This window comes from Leclercia sp. UBA7405, assembly GCF_037152215.1.
GTDB lineage: Bacteria > Pseudomonadota > Gammaproteobacteria > Enterobacterales > Enterobacteriaceae > Enterobacter > Enterobacter pneumoniae.
On record NZ_JBBCMR010000002.1, the window covers coordinates 170,064 to 188,733 of the forward strand.

General features: G+C 54.8%; 14 protein-coding genes and 1 pseudogene. 2 read left to right on the forward strand and 13 right to left on the reverse strand.

Annotation, left to right across the window (positions count from 1 at the left end; all coding sequences use genetic code 11):
• Positions 1 to 74: 74 nt before the first annotated feature.
• The 9 genes and pseudogenes from carB to WFN75_RS13145 form a co-directional block, all read right to left on the reverse strand.
• On the reverse strand, positions 75 to 3,299 hold the full coding sequence (gene carB / locus WFN75_RS13105) for a carbamoyl-phosphate synthase large subunit (RefSeq protein WP_040077219.1): 3,225 nt from the start codon (positions 3,297 to 3,299) through the stop codon (positions 75 to 77).
• Between the two features lie 18 nt (positions 3,300 to 3,317).
• Positions 3,318 to 4,466 (reverse strand): glutamine-hydrolyzing carbamoyl-phosphate synthase small subunit, encoded by a 1,149-nt coding sequence (gene carA / locus WFN75_RS13110; protein WP_046885014.1) that lies wholly within the window; start codon positions 4,464 to 4,466, stop codon positions 3,318 to 3,320.
• Between the two features lie 454 nt (positions 4,467 to 4,920).
• On the reverse strand, positions 4,921 to 5,742 hold the full coding sequence (dapB, locus tag WFN75_RS13115; protein WP_336996296.1) for a 4-hydroxy-tetrahydrodipicolinate reductase: 822 nt from the start codon (positions 5,740 to 5,742) through the stop codon (positions 4,921 to 4,923).
• Positions 5,743 to 5,931: 189 nt separating this feature from the next.
• On the reverse strand, positions 5,932 to 6,882 hold the full coding sequence (ispH, locus tag WFN75_RS13120; RefSeq protein ID WP_040077224.1) for a 4-hydroxy-3-methylbut-2-enyl diphosphate reductase: 951 nt from the start codon (positions 6,880 to 6,882) through the stop codon (positions 5,932 to 5,934).
• A gap of 1 nt (position 6,883) precedes the next feature.
• On the reverse strand, positions 6,884 to 7,333 hold the full coding sequence (gene fkpB, locus WFN75_RS13125; RefSeq protein WP_040077225.1) for an FKBP-type peptidyl-prolyl cis-trans isomerase: 450 nt from the start codon (positions 7,331 to 7,333) through the stop codon (positions 6,884 to 6,886).
• 52 nt (positions 7,334 to 7,385) lie between these two features.
• Positions 7,386 to 7,886, reverse strand: a complete 501-nt coding sequence (gene lspA / locus WFN75_RS13130) for a signal peptidase II (RefSeq protein WP_046885016.1) — start codon at positions 7,884 to 7,886, stop codon at positions 7,386 to 7,388.
• Positions 7,886 to 10,702 carry an isoleucine--tRNA ligase gene (gene ileS / locus WFN75_RS13135; RefSeq protein ID WP_263616186.1) on the reverse strand — a complete coding sequence of 939 codons (2,817 nt, stop codon included), beginning with the start codon at positions 10,700 to 10,702 and terminating at the stop codon, positions 7,886 to 7,888. Before ileS ends, lspA begins: the two co-directional genes overlap by 1 nt.
• A 33-nt stretch (positions 10,703 to 10,735) precedes the next feature.
• On the reverse strand, positions 10,736 to 11,674 hold the full coding sequence (ribF, locus tag WFN75_RS13140) for a bifunctional riboflavin kinase/FAD synthetase (protein ID WP_046885018.1): 939 nt from the start codon (positions 11,672 to 11,674) through the stop codon (positions 10,736 to 10,738).
• A gap of 7 nt (positions 11,675 to 11,681) precedes the next feature.
• Positions 11,682 to 11,879 (reverse strand): annotated as a pseudogene (locus tag WFN75_RS13145) (DUF2575 domain-containing protein).
• Between the two features lie 123 nt (positions 11,880 to 12,002).
• On the opposite strand from WFN75_RS13145, the gene rpsT reads away from it, so the two are divergent.
• The gene (gene rpsT, locus WFN75_RS13150) at positions 12,003 to 12,266 is read left to right on the forward strand and encodes a 30S ribosomal protein S20 (RefSeq protein ID WP_001518655.1); all 264 of its coding nucleotides are present in this window, start codon (positions 12,003 to 12,005) and stop codon (positions 12,264 to 12,266) included.
• 59 nt (positions 12,267 to 12,325) lie between these two features.
• On the opposite strand, the gene nhaR is transcribed toward rpsT, so the two are convergent.
• From nhaR to dnaK, 4 genes are all read right to left on the reverse strand, one after another.
• Positions 12,326 to 13,225, reverse strand: coding sequence for a transcriptional activator NhaR (gene nhaR, locus WFN75_RS13155; protein ID WP_040077230.1), 900 nt, complete (start codon positions 13,223 to 13,225; stop codon positions 12,326 to 12,328).
• Positions 13,226 to 13,285: 60 nt separating this feature from the next.
• Positions 13,286 to 14,461: a Na+/H+ antiporter NhaA gene (nhaA, locus tag WFN75_RS13160; protein ID WP_046885020.1), complete on the reverse strand. Its 1,176-nt coding sequence runs from the start codon at positions 14,459 to 14,461 to the stop codon at positions 13,286 to 13,288.
• Between the two features lie 170 nt (positions 14,462 to 14,631).
• Complete coding sequence (gene dnaJ / locus WFN75_RS13165; RefSeq protein ID WP_046885021.1) at positions 14,632 to 15,771, reverse strand: molecular chaperone DnaJ; 1,140 nt, start codon at positions 15,769 to 15,771, stop codon at positions 14,632 to 14,634.
• An 87-nt stretch (positions 15,772 to 15,858) separates the two neighbouring features.
• The gene (gene dnaK, locus WFN75_RS13170; RefSeq protein ID WP_040077235.1) at positions 15,859 to 17,778 is read right to left on the reverse strand and encodes a molecular chaperone DnaK; all 1,920 of its coding nucleotides are present in this window, start codon (positions 17,776 to 17,778) and stop codon (positions 15,859 to 15,861) included.
• 296 nt (positions 17,779 to 18,074) lie between these two features.
• Here dnaK and satP point away from each other — a divergent pair, with 296 nt between their 5' ends.
• Positions 18,075 to 18,641, forward strand: coding sequence for an acetate uptake transporter (satP, locus tag WFN75_RS13175; protein ID WP_336996297.1), 567 nt, complete (start codon positions 18,075 to 18,077; stop codon positions 18,639 to 18,641).
• The last annotated feature ends 29 nt before the right edge of the window (positions 18,642 to 18,670 follow it).

The following is an 18,670-nucleotide window of genomic DNA, read 5'->3' on the forward strand; positions in this document are numbered from 1 at the left end:
AAGCGCAACCGCCAATATTGGTCGTAAAGGCAATAAAAAACCCGCCGAAGCGGGTTTTAAGAGCATTCTGGTGCTTACTTCGCGATTTGCGCGTGCATTTCCTGCACTGAAATCACCTTCTCTGTAGCGTCAGCATTCAGCGCCATCGCGGTGGCGAAACCGCCATTCAGCGTGGTGTCATAATGCACTTTATACTGCAGCGCACTGCGGCGAATCAGCTTGGAGTCTTCAATCGCCTGACGGCCCGCGGTGGTGTTGATGATGTAGGTGTATTCGCCATTCTTGATACGGTCCTGAATGTGCGGACGACCTTCATGCACCTTGTTCACCAGACGTGGGTTGATGCCCGCTTCACCCAGTACAATCGCCGTACCGTGAGTTGCATCCAGCTCGAAGCCGTACTTCAGCAGCTTAGCGGCCAGGTCGACCACGCGCTCTTTATCGCCTTCGCGAACGGAGAGCAACGCACGACCCTGTTTCTTCATGGTGGAATTGCTGCCCAGCTGTGCTTTGGCGAACGCTTCCGCGAAGGTGCGGCCCACGCCCATCACTTCCCCGGTAGAGCGCATTTCAGGCCCTAACAGCGGGTCAACGCCCGGGAATTTGTTGAACGGCAGCACCACTTCCTTCACCGAGTAGTACGGCGGGATGATCTCTTTGGTCACGCCCTGCTGCGCCAGCGTCTGACCGGCCATCACGCGCGCCGCTACTTTCGCCAGCGGTACACCGGTGGCTTTAGAGACGAACGGTACTGTACGTGCCGCACGCGGGTTCACCTCAATCAGGTAAACTTCGTTGTCTTTCACCGCGAACTGGACGTTCATCAGGCCGCGAACCTGCAGCTCAAAGGCCAGCTTCTGCACCTGCTGACGCATCACGTCCTGAATTTCCTGACTCAGGGTGTAGGCTGGCAGAGAACAGGCGGAGTCACCGGAGTGCACGCCCGCCTGCTCGATGTGCTCCATGATGCCGCCAATCAGCACCATTTCGCCATCGCAGATAGCATCTACATCGACCTCTACCGCGTCATCCAGGAAGCGGTCGAGCAGAACCGGCGCATCGTTAGAGACGCTCACCGCCGTCTGGAAGTAACGGCGCAGGTCGGCTTCGTCGTAGACGATCTCCATCGCGCGGCCGCCCAGTACGTAGGATGGACGCACCACCAGTGGGTAACCAATCTCTTTCGCCTTCTCCACCGCCATTTCAATCGCGGTCACGGTGGCGTTCGCCGGCTGCTTCAACTTCAGACGGTCAACCGCCTGCTGGAAACGCTCGCGGTCTTCGGCGCGGTCAATCGCATCCGGGCTGGTGCCGATAACCGGTACGCCTGCTGCTTCCAGCGCGCGCGCCAGCTTCAGCGGGGTCTGGCCGCCGTACTGCACAATGACGCCCTTCGGCTTCTCGATGCGCACGATTTCCAGCACGTCTTCCAGGGTAACCGGCTCGAAGTAGAGGCGGTCCGAGGTGTCGTAGTCGGTCGAGACAGTTTCCGGGTTACAGTTGACCATGATGGTCTCGTAACCGTCTTCGCGCAGAGCCAGCGAGGCGTGGACGCAGCAGTAGTCAAACTCAATGCCCTGGCCGATACGGTTAGGACCGCCGCCCAGTACCATGATTTTGTCGCGGTCGACAGACGGATTCGCTTCGCACTCGTCTTCATAGGTGGAGTACATGTAGGCGGTGTCGGTGGAGAATTCCGCCGCGCAGGTATCCACGCGCTTGTAGACCGGGTGCAGGTCATACTGGTCGCGCAGCTTGCGGATTTCCGCTTCGCGCACGCCAGCCAGCTTAGCCAGACGCGCATCGGCGAAGCCTTTACGCTTCAGGACGCGCAGAAAGTCAGCGTCCAGGCCGTTAATGCCCAGCTCTGCCACTTTCTCTTCCAGACGCACCAGCTCTTCAATCTGCACCAGGAACCAGCGGTCAATGTTGGTCAGGTTGAACACGCCGTCAACGGAGAGGCCAGCACGGAAGGCATCGGCGATGTACCAGATACGCTCAGCGCCCGCGTCTTTCAGCTCGCGGCGAATTTTGGTCAGCGCTTCCGGATCATCCAGGCTCACTTTCGGGTCAAAGCCGGTGGCGCCCACTTCGAGGCCACGCAGCGCTTTCTGCAGGGATTCCTGCTGGGTGCGGCCAATCGCCATCACTTCACCGACAGATTTCATCTGGGTAGTCAGACGGTCGTTCGCGCCGGCAAATTTCTCGAAGTTGAAGCGTGGAATTTTGGTCACAACGTAGTCGATAGACGGTTCGAAAGACGCTGGCGTGCGGCCGCCGGTGATGTCGTTCATCAGCTCGTCGAGGGTGTAACCTACCGCCAGTTTCGCCGCCACTTTCGCAATCGGGAAGCCGGTGGCCTTAGAGGCCAGCGCAGAGGAACGGGAAACACGCGGGTTCATTTCAATAACAATCAGACGACCGTTTTTCGGGTTGACCGAGAACTGGACGTTAGAGCCGCCGGTTTCTACGCCAATCTCACGCAGTACCGCCATCGAGGCGTTACGCATGATTTGGTACTCTTTGTCGGTCAGGGTCTGGGCCGGGGCCACGGTGATGGAGTCACCGGTGTGGATGCCCATCGCATCGAAGTTTTCGATAGAGCAGACGATGATGCAGTTGTCGTTTTTATCACGCACCACCTCCATCTCGTACTCTTTCCAGCCAATCAACGATTCGTCAATCAGCAGTTCGTTGGTTGGAGAGAGATCCAGGCCACGCGCACAAATCTCTTCAAACTCTTCCCGGTTGTAAGCGATACCGCCGCCGGTGCCACCCATGGTAAAGGAAGGACGGATAATGCACGGATAGCCCACGTCAGCCGCCACGGCCAGCGCCTCTTCCATATTGTGCGCAATACCGGAACGCGCAGTATCGAGGCCGATTTTCTTCATGGCAACGTCGAAGCGACGGCGATCTTCCGCTTTATCAATCGCATCGGCGGTGGCGCCAATCATGGTTACGCCGAACTCCTCCAGTACGCCCTGACGCTCCAGCTCCAGCGCACAGTTCAGCGCGGTCTGGCCGCCCATGGTTGGCAGAACCGCGTCCGGGCGCTCCTTCTCAATAATTTTGCGTACGACTTCCCAGTGAATCGGCTCGATGTAAGTCGCATCGGCCATTTCCGGGTCGGTCATGATGGTGGCCGGGTTGGAGTTCACCAGGATAACGCGGTAACCCTCTTCACGCAGGGCTTTACACGCCTGCGCACCGGAGTAGTCGAATTCACAGGCCTGACCGATAACAATCGGGCCAGCGCCAAGGATCAGGATGCTTTTTATGTCTGTACGTTTTGGCATGGTCTTCTCGGCTCCTGATTATTTAGCGGTCTTACGGTATTGCTCGATGAGTTCGATAAAGTGATCGAACAGCGGTGCGGCATCGTGCGGGCCAGGGCTGGCTTCCGGGTGACCCTGGAAGCTGAACGCGGGCTTATCGGTGCGATGAATCCCCTGCAGGGTGTGGTCAAACAGCGACTTGTGCGTCACGCGCAGGTTCGCAGGCATAGAAGCTTCATCGACGGCAAAGCCGTGGTTCTGCGCGGTAATCATCACCGTGTTGTTGTCGATATCTTTTACCGGGTGGTTACCCCCGTGGTGCCCGAACTTCATCTTCACGGTTTTGGCACCGCTCGCCAGCGCCAGGAGCTGATGGCCCAGGCAGATGCCGAAGACCGGGATATCGGTTTCGAGGAAAGCTTTGATCGCGTCGATAGCGTAATCGCACGGTGCCGGGTCACCGGGACCATTGGAGAGGAAGATGCCGTCCGGGTTCATTTTCAAGACTTCATCAGCCGGGGTTTTCGCCGGAACAACCGTCAGGCGACAGCCGCGATCCACCAGCATGCGCAGGATATTGCGCTTGGCGCCGTAATCGTAGGCCACCACGTGGAAAGGCAGTTCACTCTCTTTTTTGGCTTCTGGCAGGTCGCCAGCCAGCGTCCAGCTACCCTGCGTCCAGCTATAAGCTTCTGCGGTAGTGACTTCTTTCGCCAGGTCCATGCCGTTGAGGCCGGGGAAGGCTTTTGCTTTTTCCAGCGCCAGCGCCGCATCGAGGTTGTCCCCTGCGATAATACAGCCGTTCTGTGCGCCTTTTTCGCGCAGAATCCGGGTCAGCTTACGGGTATCGATATCGGCGATTGCCACAATGTTATGGCGCTTCAGGTATGAAGAGAGGTCTTCAGTGTTGCGGTAGTTGCTGGCAATCAGCGGCAGGTCACGAATGACGAGGCCTTGTGCATGTACCTGGGAAGATTCTTCATCGGCGGCATTGGTGCCGACATTGCCGATATGGGGATAAGTAAGGGTGACGATTTGGCGGGAATAGGAAGGATCAGTGAGGATTTCTTGATAACCGGTCATTGAAGTATTGAAAACGACTTCCCCAACCGCCGAACCTGTTGCCCCTATGGCCCGACCGATAAACTGGGTTCCGTCTTCCAGAACCAATAGCGCTGACTTAATCAAAACACCCTCCAGAGAATATTCACTCACTTTATCTGCATATTAATTCACAACCATGTTGCGGATCAATGCAAATTTGTTGCCTGTGGATTTTCGGCAAACGGCGGCATTCTGGAGATTTCAGGGGGGAAAGTCAACTTAAAACGCGTATTTTATTTGTTGTTTTGCGTCACTGGTGGCGAAGAGAGGTTTTAAGCGCTGAAAAGATCAAATAAATCACACAGGAAATCGCTTGCGGAGCGGTTTAATCAACAATTCTCAATAAGGAGGGCCTAAAAGTGGACCAGATGGTCAAATTTTACAAAAACGCAACGATAAATGGGCATATAATTGTTAATAAAAACACTTTCGAACTAATAGATTGATATAAGGCCTAAAATAAAGGGGCAATAAAATATTGCCCCGTGCAATCAAGCTCTTATGACTGCCATAACCACATCACGAAGGGTAATAATCATCATAAATTGTTGAGATCGAGTACATCTCGCATATCAAAAAGACCTTTATCCTTACCTTTTAACCACAAACCCGAACGAATCGCCCCGTTGGCGAATGTCATACGACTCGAAGCCTTATGGGTAATTTCTACGCGCTCGCCGATATCGGCAAACATAGCAGTATGCTCGCCTACGATGTCGCCTGCGCGAACGGTAGCAAAACCGATAGTACCCGGCACACGCTCGCCAGTATGTCCTTCACGGGAGTACACCGCGCAGGATTTCAGATCTTTATCCATGGCCTGAGCAATGGCTTCACCCATTGCCAGCGCTGTCCCGGAGGGGGCATCCACTTTGTAACGGTGATGCGCTTCGATAATTTCGATATCGGTGTAGTCACCCATGACTTTTGCCGCCTTCTCCAGCAGCTTGAGCATCACATTGACGCCGACGCTGAAGTTGGCCGCAAAAACGATAGCGATCTCTCCAGACGCGTCCTGAATGGCCTGCTTACCCGCGTCATCAAACCCAGTAGTCCCAATGACCATTCCCTTGCCGTGCTGACGGCAAAACGCCAGGTGATGCAGTGTGCCCTCTGGACGCGTGAAGTCGATGAAGACATCGAAATCCTCTTTTACCGCCTCAAGGCTGCTCTGAACGGTGACGCCAGTTTTCGCGGTTCCTGCCAGTTCACCGGCATCAGCCCCCAGCAGAGAAGAGCCTTCGCGCTCCAGTGCGGCACCCAGCGCAACGCCATCCATCTGGAGCGTAGCCTGAATCAACTGACGGCCCATACGGCCGCCTGCGCCCGCGATTGCGACACGGACCTGTGCATCATGCATAGTTATTCTCTTACGTTAAAATGATGTAAATCGTTTTCAGATTAACCAGCCTCCGCCGAAGCCGCCATCTGAAAACGTCGATAATTAGAATTTAATGATAAACAGCAGGAACTATCAGTAAAAGACATGATTTACCGCACTGGGCGGTAAAACAAAAAAGCCAGCAATGAATTGCTGGCTTTGGAAGGATTACTCCACTTCTCGTGCGTCGATTCGCAGCTCTTTAGGGACTTCGAAGACAATATTCTCTTCGCGCCCTTCCAGCGGTACCGCCTCGCCGCCGCCCAGTTCCTGCAGACGGGAAATGACGTTCTGCACCAGGATATCCGGCGCGGAAGCTCCGGCCGTTACGCCAACGCAGGCTGCGTTTTTCACCCACGCTTCCTGAATATCCGTAGCGTCGTCGATCAGAAACGCCGCTTTCCCCATACGCTGGGCCAGCTCGGCCAGGCGATTGGAGTTTGAGGAGTTTTTCGATCCGACTACCAGCACCACATCCGCCTGTTCAGCCAGGGCACGCACGGCTTCCTGACGGTTGGTGGTGGCGTAGCAGATGTCGTCTTTACGCGGCCCGACGATTTTCGGGAAGCGCTGGCGCAATGCGTCGATCACATCAGAGGTGTCATCAACGGAGAGCGTGGTCTGGGTCATAAACGACAGCTTCGCTTCGTTTTTCACGTTCAGCGTTATTACATCTTCCGGCGACTCAACCAGATACATCCCCCCTTCCGGGTTACTGTACTGGCCCATCGTGCCTTCGACTTCCGGGTGGCCTGCGTGACCAATCAGAATAGATTCTTCACCACGACGGCTGGCACGCGCGACTTCCATATGTACTTTTGTCACCAGCGGACAGGTGGCATCAAACACAGTCAGATCGCGGCTTTTCGCCTCGTTACGTACCGCCTGGGAGACGCCGTGGGCGGAGAAGATGAGGATCGCCCCGTCCGGCACTTCACTGAGCTGTTCAATGAAAATGGCGCCGCGCTCGCGCAGGCTGTCGACCACGTAGCGGTTATGCACCACTTCATGACGCACGTAAATAGGGGCGCCGTAAATTTCCAGCGCATTTTCAACAATGCTGATAGCGCGGTCTACACCGGCGCAGAAACCGCGCGGGTTAGCCAACAGGATCTGCATTTCAGGCCTCCAGTGCCGGATCGATCTCCAGCACTTCGATATCAAAATGGACCGTACGCCCGGCAAGGGGATGGTTGAAATCGACGGTAATAGAGTCACCGTTAATTTCGCGGATCACGCCAGGCATTTCGCTGCCATCCATTGCGGTAAAGAGCATAATTGCCCCAATCTCAGGTTCACCCGCATCCATAAATTCACGGCGCGAGAAATACTGGATCAGGTCCGGGGTCGGCACGCCAAATGCCGCGTCCGGCTCCAGAGAAAAGGCTTTTGTCTCACCCTCTTTCAACCCCAGAAGCTGCTGCTCCAGGCCTTCAGAAAGCGAGGTATCACCAAGACGAAACAGCGCAGGCTTACCATTATTGCGGGTAGACTCAGCCGTGGAACCGTCATCAAGTTTCAGGGTGAAGTGAACGAGGATCGCGCTGTTGCTCTGTACGGATTTAGACATGCAAGTTGCTCGCTGGTTTTGCCCGGTGACGCTACGTCACCGGGCGAGTATGTTACGCCTGCTCTTTTGCGGCCGGTTTCGGCAAGAAGCCTTCCAGCACGATTAACACCGCGCCTACGCAAATCGCGCTATCGGCCAGGTTAAAGGTGGCGAAGTGCCAGTTGCCGACATAGAAGTCGATCATATCGACCACAAAGCCGTGCCACAGACGATCAAACAGGTTGCCCAGCGCGCCGCCAATGATCAGCGCGTAAGCGATATTGTTAAGCTTCTGCGTCGCTTTAGCGCGGTACATCAGCACTGCCAGCACCACACAGATACCGAAAGCGATACCCGCAAAGAACCAGCGCTGCCAGCCGCCGCTGTCGGCGAGGAAGCTAAAAGCCGCACCGTAGTTGCGCGCATAATGCAGATTAAGCGACGGGAACAGCGGGACCGTATCCCCCAGAGCGAAATTCTGGAGGATCAGGAACTTGCTACCCAAATCGATAATCAGCACAACCACGACCAGCCACAGCCAGCGCAGTCCCGTTGAACTCAGAGATTTACTCATCAGGCAAACTTACGTTTTTCGCCATCACCGGCGACGTTGCTGACACAGCGTCCGCAGATATCTGCGTGTTCCGCCACCTGGCCAACATCGGTGGTGTAGTGCCAGCAGCGCGGGCACTTCTCACCGTCGGCTTTGCTCAGCGCGACTTTCAGTCCTTTGAGCAGTTCACTCTGCTGAGCATCAGCAGAAGCGTCAGCATAATCCGCAACTTTCGCACCGGAGGTCAACAGGACAAATCGCAATTCATCGCCCAGCGCCGTCAGTTTTGCCGCCAGCTCAGGTTCCGCGTACAGGGTGACTGCCGCTTCCAGTGAACCGCCAACTTTCTTGTCAGCACGCGCCTGCTCAATCACCTTGTTCACTTCGCCACGCACTTTCAGCAGCGCGTCCCAGTAAGTATGGTTCATCGCTTCAGTGCTGGAGAGATCAAACAGACCTTCATACCACTCACCGGTGAAGACATACTTCTCGCGATCGCCCGGCAGGTAGCCCCAGATTTCATCTGCGGTGAAGGACATGATCGGTGCCATCCAGCGTACCAGCGCTTCTGCAATGTGATAAAGCGCGGTCTGGCAGCTACGACGCGCCACGCTGTCCGCTTTCGCGGTGTACTGACGGTCTTTGATGATGTCGAGGTAGAACGAGCCCATTTCGATGGAGCAGAAGCGCATCAGGCGCTGCACCACTTCGTGGAAGTCGTAAGACTCGTAAGCTTTTACGATGTCTTCCTGCGCCGCTTTGGCGCAGCCTACCGCCCAGCGGTCCAGCACAACCATCTCTTCCGGTTTCACCATGTCTTTTGCCGGATCAAACCCGTTAAGGTTCGCCAGCAGGAAGCGCGCGGTGTTACGGATACGACGATAGCTGTCGGCGGCACGTTTCAGGATTTCATCAGAAACGGCCATTTCACCGGTGTAGTCGGTTGAAGCCACCCACAGACGCAGAATGTCCGCGCCCAGTTTGTTCATCACGTCCTGCGGAGAAACGGTGTTGCCGATAGATTTGGACATCTTACGGCCCTGACCATCGACAGTGAAACCGTGGGTCAGTACCTGGCGGTATGGCGCTTTACCTTTCATGGCGGTGGAGATCATCAGCGATGACATGAACCAGCCGCGGTGTTGGTCAGACCCTTCCAGATACATATCGGCGGCGTGACCGGCAAACTCAGGGCGCACATCCACGACGGAAGAGTGGGTAGAACCGGAGTCAAACCACACGTCCAGGGTGTCGGGCACTTTCTCGTAGTTGTCTGCGTCCGCGCCCAGGATGTCGCGGGCGTCGAGATCCCACCACGCCTGAATGCCGTCAACTTCGACGCGCTTCGCCACTTCTTCCATCAGCTCCAGCGAGTTCGGATGCAGCTCTTGCGTCTCTTTATGGACGAACAGGGACATCGGCACGCCCCAGGTACGCTGACGGGAGATACACCAGTCAGGACGGTTAGCCACCATGGATTCGATACGCGCCTGGCCCCAGTCCGGGATCCACTGCACGCCTTTGATCTCTTTCAGCGACTGCGCGCGCAGACCTTTCTGATCCATGCTGATGAACCACTGCGGGGTCGCACGGAAAATGATCGGTGATTTGTGACGCCAGCAGCACGGATAGCTGTGCTGCATTTTCTCAACGTGCAGCAGCGCGCCGCTGTCGCGCAGCATATTGACGATAATGTCATTCGCTTTAAAGACGTTGATACCGTCCAGCGCCGGGTAAGTGCCTGGCAGGTAAGAGCCGTCCGGACCCACTGGGTTCGCGATTTCCAGACCGTATTTCAGGCTGATGTTGTAGTCGTCAGGACCGTGGCCACCGGCGGTGTGAACCGCACCGGTACCCGCGTCCAGCGTCACGTGGTCACCCAGGATGGCCGGAACGTCGAAGTCAAGGAACGGGTGTTTAAAGCGCATCAGCTCCAGGGCGTCACCTTTGACGGTGCCCAGAATGCTGTAGTCGGTGATGTTCGCGCGTTTCAGTACGCTCTCGACCAGATCTTTCGCCAGGATAACCGCGCGGCCTTCAATCTGCACCAGCGCGTATTCAAACTCGCTGGAGAGGGAAATTGCACGGTTGGCTGGCAGGGTCCACGGGGTGGTGGTCCAGATCACCAGAGAGATCGGGCCATTTACGCCAGGCAGACCGAATTTACCTTTGACTGCATCCTGATCGACCGCTTCGAAAGCAACGTCGATAGATGGCGAGGTTTTGTCGTAATACTCAACTTCCGCTTCTGCCAGCGCAGAACGGCAATCCACGCACCAGTGCACCGGCTTCGCGCCTTTATGCAGGTGGCCGTTACCGATGATTTTGCCCAGCGCACGGATGATGTTGGCTTCGGTTTTGAAATCCATGGTCAGGTACGGGTGCGACCAGTCGCCCAGCACGCCCAGACGGATAAAGTCTTTACGCTGACCATCAACCTGCTGTGCTGCGTATTCGCGGCATTTTGCACGGAACTCGGCCGCGGTGAACTTCTCACCCGGCTTGCCGTATTCCTGCTCTACTTTCAGCTCGATTGGCAGACCATGGCAGTCCCAGCCCGGTACGTAAGGCGAGTCATATCCCGCAAGTCCTTTGGACTTCACGATAATGTCTTTCAGAATCTTGTTTACAGAGTGACCAATATGAATGCTGCCATTCGCATATGGAGGGCCATCATGCAGAATGAAGGTTTTTTTGCCTTTCTTGGCTGCACGGATGATGCCGTACAGGTCATCATCGGTCCAACGCGCCAGCATTCCCGGTTCGCGCTTGGCGAGATCGCCGCGCATTGGGAACCCTGTTTCCGGCAAATTCAGGGTTGATTTATAGTCACTCATCAGATTCTCGGTTCCGTATTTATCACTCAGGCGTTACGCCGGGTTTGAAAGCCCAAAAAATTCCCGGGCCGTTAACTCATCTCTCGCGATTTGCGCTTTCAACTCATCAAGCGAAGCGAATCGCTGCTCATTGCGTATTTTTTTACGCAGGATTACATCTATATGGCGACCGTAGAGGTCCATTACAACGTCCAGCAGATGCACTTCCAGTTGCTGGCGTACGCCAGCAACTGTCGGACGGGTGCCAATATTGGCCACGCCCGGCAAGGGCTTATCGCCCAGTCCTGTCACTTCAACCGCATAGACCCCTTTTACCGGGGAGACCTGACGACGCAGCGGTAAGTTCGCCGTCGGAAAACCAATGGTGCGGCCCAGCTCATCACCATGCACAACGCGTCCGGAAATAGTAAACGGACGCCCTAGCAGGTTCTCTGCCGCGTCGAGTTTATCTTCCGCCAGCGCTTGCCGCACAGCCGTGCTGCTGACGCGCACTCCGCCTTCACAGAAAGTTTGCGTGCTGGTCACGTCAAAGCCGTACTCGAGGCCAGCCTTCTGTAATAGCAAGAAATCCCCCTGACGACCAGCGCCAAAGCGGAAATCATCACCCACGGCGAGAAACTGTACGCCAAGTCGCTTCACCAACAGGTCGCCAACAAAATTTTGCGCCGTCAGTGCGGCAAAACGTCTGTCAAAACGCACGCACAGCACGTAGTCGACGCCGCATTGCGCCAGATAGCGCAATTTCTCGCGCAGGCGAGTCAGACGCGCAGGGGCTTTTTCGCTGGCAAACAGCTCCAGCGGTTGTGGTTCAAATATCATGACCACTACCGGCAGGCCACGCGCCCGCCCCTCTTCGCGTAATCCTTGCAACAGCGCCTGATGCCCACGATGCACGCCGTCGAAATTACCAATAGTCAGCACACACCCGTGCGGGGCCTGACTGAGATTATGTATGCCGCGTATCAGCTTCATGACTGGCTCAAAACAGTGAAAATCGCCCGAGTATACCTTGTACAGCGATTAAGGTTAACCGGCGATTGTCGCCGTAAAAGAGAAAGCCGTAATGATTTCATCACGCTTGCCTTTCAAAGCGAAAAAATCTGCCTGTGTTAGACGTTTTTTGTGCCGAAAAGCTGTATTCAGCCCTCACAAGCTGGTAGAATCCTGCGCCATCAATACGTAACGAGCGTTGTCACACTAACGGCGCTTATTTGCACAAATCCATTGACAAAAGAAGGCTAAGAGGTCATATTCCTCGGCCTTTGAATTGTCCACATAGATCATATTTGGGAGTTGGACCTTGGCTAATATCAAATCAGCTAAGAAACGTGCCGTTCAGTCTGAAAAGGCTCGTAAGCACAATGCAAGCCGTCGCTCTATGATGCGTACTTTCATCAAGAAAGTATACGCAGCTATCGAAGCAGGCGACAAAGCTGCTGCACTGAAAGCATTTAACGAAATGCAACCAATCGTGGATCGTCAGGCTGCTAAAGGTCTGATCCACAAAAACAAAGCAGCGCGTCATAAAGCAAACCTGACCGCGCAGATCAACAAACTGGCTTAATCGCCGCTTGTTGTTGCTTGTTTTAAAAGAACCCGCTTAACGCGGGTTTTTTTATGCCCTTAGCGCACGGGTGGCGTAAACAGCGACGCGTAGTTCTGATTACAGATGCGCTGCACCGCCGGGTGCTGGATCATTCGTTCAGCAAAAATGGCGTGGTACTCTTCCATCACATTGTCCACTCTGCCAATCTCGGTCACTCTGTCGTCGGTATAGAGATCGTGTGCATAAAGCGTCGGTGCCACGAAGATAGCGTTGTGCGCCTCGCCGAAAGCTTTCATTAGTGCGGCATCATCAAACTCCCCCAGAATCTCAACATTAAGCCCCTGTGAGGTAAACCAGTTCAGCAGCTTGCGTCCTAACATAGAACGACGACCTGGCACCAGCAGGCGACGCTCTTCAAGACAGGCGGGGAAGGGTTTTTCCGGCGGAGGATTGATGCACCAGAAACTGACACCGCATTCGCCGATTTTTACCGAGAACAGCCCTTCCTGCTGCGTGGAATCAATGGGGCAGTCGGAGATAATAATATCCAGCTTATGCTGGCTCAGTTGCTCCAGCAGCATCTCGTGTGTCGATTCAAAACAGCGCAAGTGAATTTGCTCGTCTGCCACCACCGCCGCATCCAGCACGCCGCTCACCAACCGTTTTGAGAGCGCATCCGCCACCCCCACATCGAAGAGCAAGTTCGACTCTTTGCGGTAGTTAACGATATCCAGCATCTCCTGGCTCAGGGTGAACATTTTATCGGCGTAGCGGAACACCAGCTCGCCCAGTTCGCTTGGTTCAATGCCCCGCCCTTTACGCTTAAAGAGTTTGCCTTGCAGGCGTTCTTCAAGCGCTTTGATCTGCCCGGTAATGGTCTGGGGCGTGAGATAGAGCGCCTCAGCAGCCCCTACCACCGAGCCCTCTTTATAGACGTGCCAGAAGTAGTACAGATGGTTGTAATTAATATGAGACATGCGTGCTTCTCTCCCTGCTAATTTTGACGGGAGGGCACCCTTGCCCTCCCCCGATTCTCTTTAGGCCGGATGCTGCTGCTCCGGTAGTTTCATCTTCAGTAAGGTGTAGCCCACAAACGCGGCCAACAACGAGCCTGTTAAAATGCCCAGCTTAGCCCAGACGATAAGCTCCGGGGCATGCGAGCCAAACGCCAGCGTCGAAATGAAAATCGACATCGTAAAGCCGATACCACATAGCACGCCGACCGCCATAATTTGTCGACCGGTGGTGCCGTGCGGCAGCGATGCCAGCTTCAGTTTCAGCGCCAGCCAGCAGAACAGGCTAATCCCCAGCGGCTTACCAATAAACAGCCCGGCGATGATCCCCAGCGGCAGCATGGAGGTCAGGCCCGCCAGCGTCACACCGTCCAGCGATACCCCCGCGTTCGCAAAAGCAAACAGCGGCAGGATCAAAAAGGCGACCCACGGGTGTAAAACATGCTCGAGCTGTTTCGCCGGAGATTTACCCTCCTGCTGCTTCAGGGGGACGAAGAAACCGACGATGACCCCGGCCAGGGTCGCATGGACCCCCGATTTCAGTACCGCCGTCCATAAGACCATGCCCACCAGCACATAGATGCCCACCCGACGCACGTTACAGATATTCAAAAGTGCCAGTACCGCAATCGCGGCCGCCGCGACGCCCAGAGAGAGCATCGACAGATCGCTGGTGTAGAACAGTGCGATGATTATAATCGCGCCCAGATCATCGATGATCGCCAGCGCCATCAGGAAGATTTTAAGCGCCATGGGCACGCGATTGCCGAGCAGTGCCAGCACCCCAAGGGCAAACGCAATATCGGTCGCAGCCGGTATCGCCCAGCCGTGACGCGCTACAGGATCCTGGTAGTTAAACGCCAGGTAAATCAACGCTGGCACCACCATACCGCCAAGGGCGGCAATCACCGGAAAGGCTGCACGCTGCCGGCTGGCCAACGATCCCAGTACCAGTTCGCGCTTCACCTCCAGGCCCACCAGCAGGAAGAAGACCGCCATCAATGCGTCGTTAATCCACAGCAGCATGTTTTTATTGATCTCCAGAACCCCGACTTTTAGCTCGACGGGGGTTTCCAGAAAAGCGTGATACATGCTCTGGGTGACATTCAGGTTCGCCAGCATCATTGCCAGCGCGGCGGCAATAATCAGAATGATGCCGCTGGACGCTTCGCTATTAAAGAAACGCTGTAATAATTTCATTTAAGTTCTCTCTTACCACAATACCTCGATAAAACCATAATACCAAGCCACACATATCGGTAAAAACAGATATATATTGCCAATACATTCAGTTTTACCGAGCAATCCCTGCAAAAACAAAAAGCCCGGAATCGCTTCCGGGCTTTCAGAGACAGGCTTCTGCTAAGTGATTAGCGAGTCAGGTCATCAAAGAATTTTTTGACGCCATCGAAGAAGCTTTTAGAACGCGGGCTATTCTTTTCACCCGTCGGACCGCCGAAGCTCTCCTGCAACTCTTTCAGCAGCTGTTTCTGTTTATCGTTCAGGCCGACCGGGGTCTCTACTACCACGCGACACAGCAGGTCACCCTGTGCACCACCGCGGACAGATTTCACGCCTTTACCGCGCATACGGAACAGCTTGCCGGTCTGAGTTTCACCTGGCACTTTCAGGTTCACGCGCCCATCCAGCGTCGGCACTTCGATTTCACCACCCAGCGCAGCCATGGCGAAGTTGATCGGCACTTCGCAGTAAAGGTTATTGCCTTCACGCTCAAAGATAGCGTGCTGCTTCACCTGAACCTGAACGTACAGATCGCCTGCCGGTGCACCGTGCTCGCCCGCTTCGCCTTCGCCAGCCAGACGGATACGATCGCCCGTATCCACACCTGCCGGGATTTTAACCGACAGCGTTTTGGTTTTCTCGACGCGACCGTGGCCATGACACTTGTTGCAAGGGTCTTTAATCAGCGTACCGCGACCATGACAGTGTGGACACGCCTGCTGTACCGCGAAGAAGCCCTGACGCATCTGTACCTGGCCGGAACCGTGACAGGTCGGACAGGTTTGCGGCTGCGTACCCGCTTTGGCACCGCTGCCGTGGCAGATGTCGCACTCTTCCAGAGTCGGAATGCGGATCTCTTTAGTCACACCGCGAACGGCTTCTTCAAGAGACAGCTCCATGTTGTAGCGCAGATCGGCGCCACGCGCCGCGCGCTGACGACCACGGCCGCCGCCAAAGATATCGCCAAACACGTCGCCAAAGATATCGCTGAAGTCCGCACCGCCGCCGCCGAAGCCACCGCCGTATCCGCCCCCACCGCCTTGTTCAAACGCGGCGTGGCCATACTGATCGTAGGCAGCACGTTTTTGGGCGTCGGTCAGGATCTCATACGCTTCTTTAATCTCTTTAAATTTCGCTTCGGCCTCTTTGTCACCCTGGTTACGGTCCGGGTGAAACTTCATGGCCAGGCGCTTGTAGGCCTTTTTGATTTCACGCTCTTCCGCACTTTTCGGAACGCCTAAAATCTCGTAATAGTCTTGCTTTGCCATTGTTTTTTTTAAGCCCCTTAATATGCAAGCACGGGCGGAGAGGAAACCTCTTCGCCCGTGCCGGTTAATTACCCTGCATCAGGGCGATTATTTTTTGTCTTTAACTTCTTCGAACTCAGCGTCGACAACGTCGTCGTCTTTTGCGTTGTTCTGGGAAGCGTCAGCACCCGCGCCAGCCTGCTGCTGAGCGTGTTGCTGCTGAGCGATTTCCATCAGTTTCTGGGAAACCTGCGCCAGCTCCTGCATCTTCGCTTCGATATCTGCTTTATCTTCGCCTTTCAGAGACGTTTGCAGTGCAGTCAGCGCCGCTTCGATTGCAGTTTTGTCGTCAGCTGGCAGCTGTTCGCCTGCTTCTTCAACCTGCTTACGGGTGCTGTGCAGCAGATGGTCGCCCTGGTTACGGGTCTGTACCAGCTCTTCAAACTTACGGTCGGATTCGGCGTTTGCTTCCGCTTCCTGAACCATTTTCTGGATCTCTTCTTCATTCAGACCTGAAGAGGCCTTGATGGTGATCTTCTGCTCTTTACCGCTGTTTTTGTCTTTCGCGGAAACGTGCAGGATACCATCAGCATCGATATCGAAGGTCACTTCGATCTGCGGCATGCCGCGCGGTGCCGGGTTGATACCATCGAGGTTAAACTGACCCAGAGATTTGTTATCGCCGGCACGTTTACGCTCACCCTGCAGCACATGGATGGTTACCGCAGACTGGTTGTCTTCCGCGGTAGAGAACACCTGGCTGTGCTTGGTCGGGATGGTGGTGTTTTTGTTGATCAGCGCAGTCATCACGCCGCCCATGGTTTCGATACCCAGAGAGAGCGGGGTAACGTCCAGCAGCAGTACGTCTTTCACTTCACCAGTCAATACACCACCCTGAACGGCAGCACCGATAGCAACGGCTTCGTCCGGGTTAACGTCTTTACGCGGCTCTTTACCAAAGAATTCAGCGACTTTCTTCTGAACCATTGGCATACGAGTCTGACCACCGACCAGGATAACGTCCTGGATATCAGACACGGACAGGCCAGCGTCCTGCAGTGCAACTTTCAGCGGCTCGATAGAACGGTTAACCAGGTCTTCTACCAGGCTTTCCAGTTTCGCACGGGTCACTTTGATGTTCATGTGTTTAGGACCGGTCGCGTCTGCAGTGATGTACGGCAGGTTCACGTCGGTCTGCTGAGCGGAAGAGAGTTCAATCTTCGCTTTCTCAGCGGCTTCTTTCAGGCGCTGCATCGCCAGCGGATCGTTACGCAGGTCAATGCCCTGATCTTTCTTGAATTCGTCAACGAGGTAGTTGATCAGACGGGTATCGAAGTCTTCACCACCCAGGTGGGTATCACCGTTGGTTGCCAGAACTTCGAAGGTTTTTTCGCCATCAACTTCGTCGATTTCGATAACAGAAATATCGAAGGTACCACCACCCAGGTCGTAAACCGCGATAGTACGGTTGCCAACTTCTTTATCCAGACCGTAAGCCAGTGCGGCCGCGGTTGGTTCGTTGATGATACGCTTAACTTCCAGACCTGCGATACGGCCAGCATCTTTGGTTGCCTGACGCTGAGCATCGTTGAAGTATGCAGGAACGGTAATAACTGCTTCAGTTACCGGTTCGCCCAGGTAATCTTCCGCCGTTTTCTTCATTTTCTTCAGCACTTCTGCAGAGATCTGCGGTGGTGCGGTTTTGGTGCCTTTCACATCAAGCCATGCGTCGCCGTTATCGGCAGCAATGATTTTGTACGGCATGATGGAAACGTCACGTTGCACTTCTTCGTCCTGGAAGCGGCGGCCAATCAGGCGTTTGATCGCAAACAGGGTGTTTTGCGGGTTTGTCACTGCCTGACGTTTAGCCGGCTGACCAACCAGAGTTTCACCATCCTGGGTATAAGCAATGATAGAAGGCGTGGTGCGATCGCCCTCGGCGTTCTCCAGCACACGTGCAGTAGTGCCGTCCATAATCGCTACACAAGAGTTGGTAGTACCCAGGTCGATACCAATAATTTTACCCATCTAAACGTCTCCACTAAAAATTCGATCAACATGTGGTTGTGTACCTGTAATAAGGGCAGAAGGTACTTTTTCAACTGCCCAGATCTGTTTTTTTTCAGGTCCACTCACTGCGGTTGACTACAAGATGGGGTCGCCACGGCATCCATCAAGGGGGAAGGATAAAAAATATTTTAATTTCACCCTGATCAGATCATAGACGGCATCGATAGCGCCCATTATGATGCCGCGCCCCGTCAGGGAGAATTGACGCGGGATTCACCATTTCACCATATTAATGATGATTTTTTTGAGGACTTATGGGCAACACTAAGTTGGCTAATCCGGCTCCGCTGGGCCTGATGGGTTTTGGCATGACCACCATCCTGCTGAACCTGCATAACATCGGGCTCTTCCCGATGGATGGCATTATCCTGGCGATGGGCATTTTTTACGGCGGTATCGCGCAAATCTTCGCGGGCCTGCTGGAATATAAGAAAGGCAATACCTTCGGTTTAACGGCATTTACCTCCTACGGTTCGTTCTGGCTGACGCTGGTCGCAATTCTGCTGATGCCTAAAATGGGTCTGACAGAAGCGGCGAACGGCCACTTCCTGGGTGTCTACCTGGGCCTGTGGGGCGTCTTCACCCTGTTCATGTTCTTCGGTACGCTGACCAGCAACCGCGCGTTGCAATTTGTATTCCTGAGCCTGACCGTCCTGTTTGCCCTGCTGGCAATCGGCCATCTCGTGGATAACGAAGACATCGTTCATTTCGCGGGCTGGGTTGGCCTGGTGTGTGGCGCAAGCGCTATCTACCTGGCAATGGGCGAAGTGCTGAATGAGCAGTTTGGTCGTACCGTGCTGCCTATTGGTGAAAAACACTAATCCGCTCTTTAACGTGCCTGCCCTCGCAG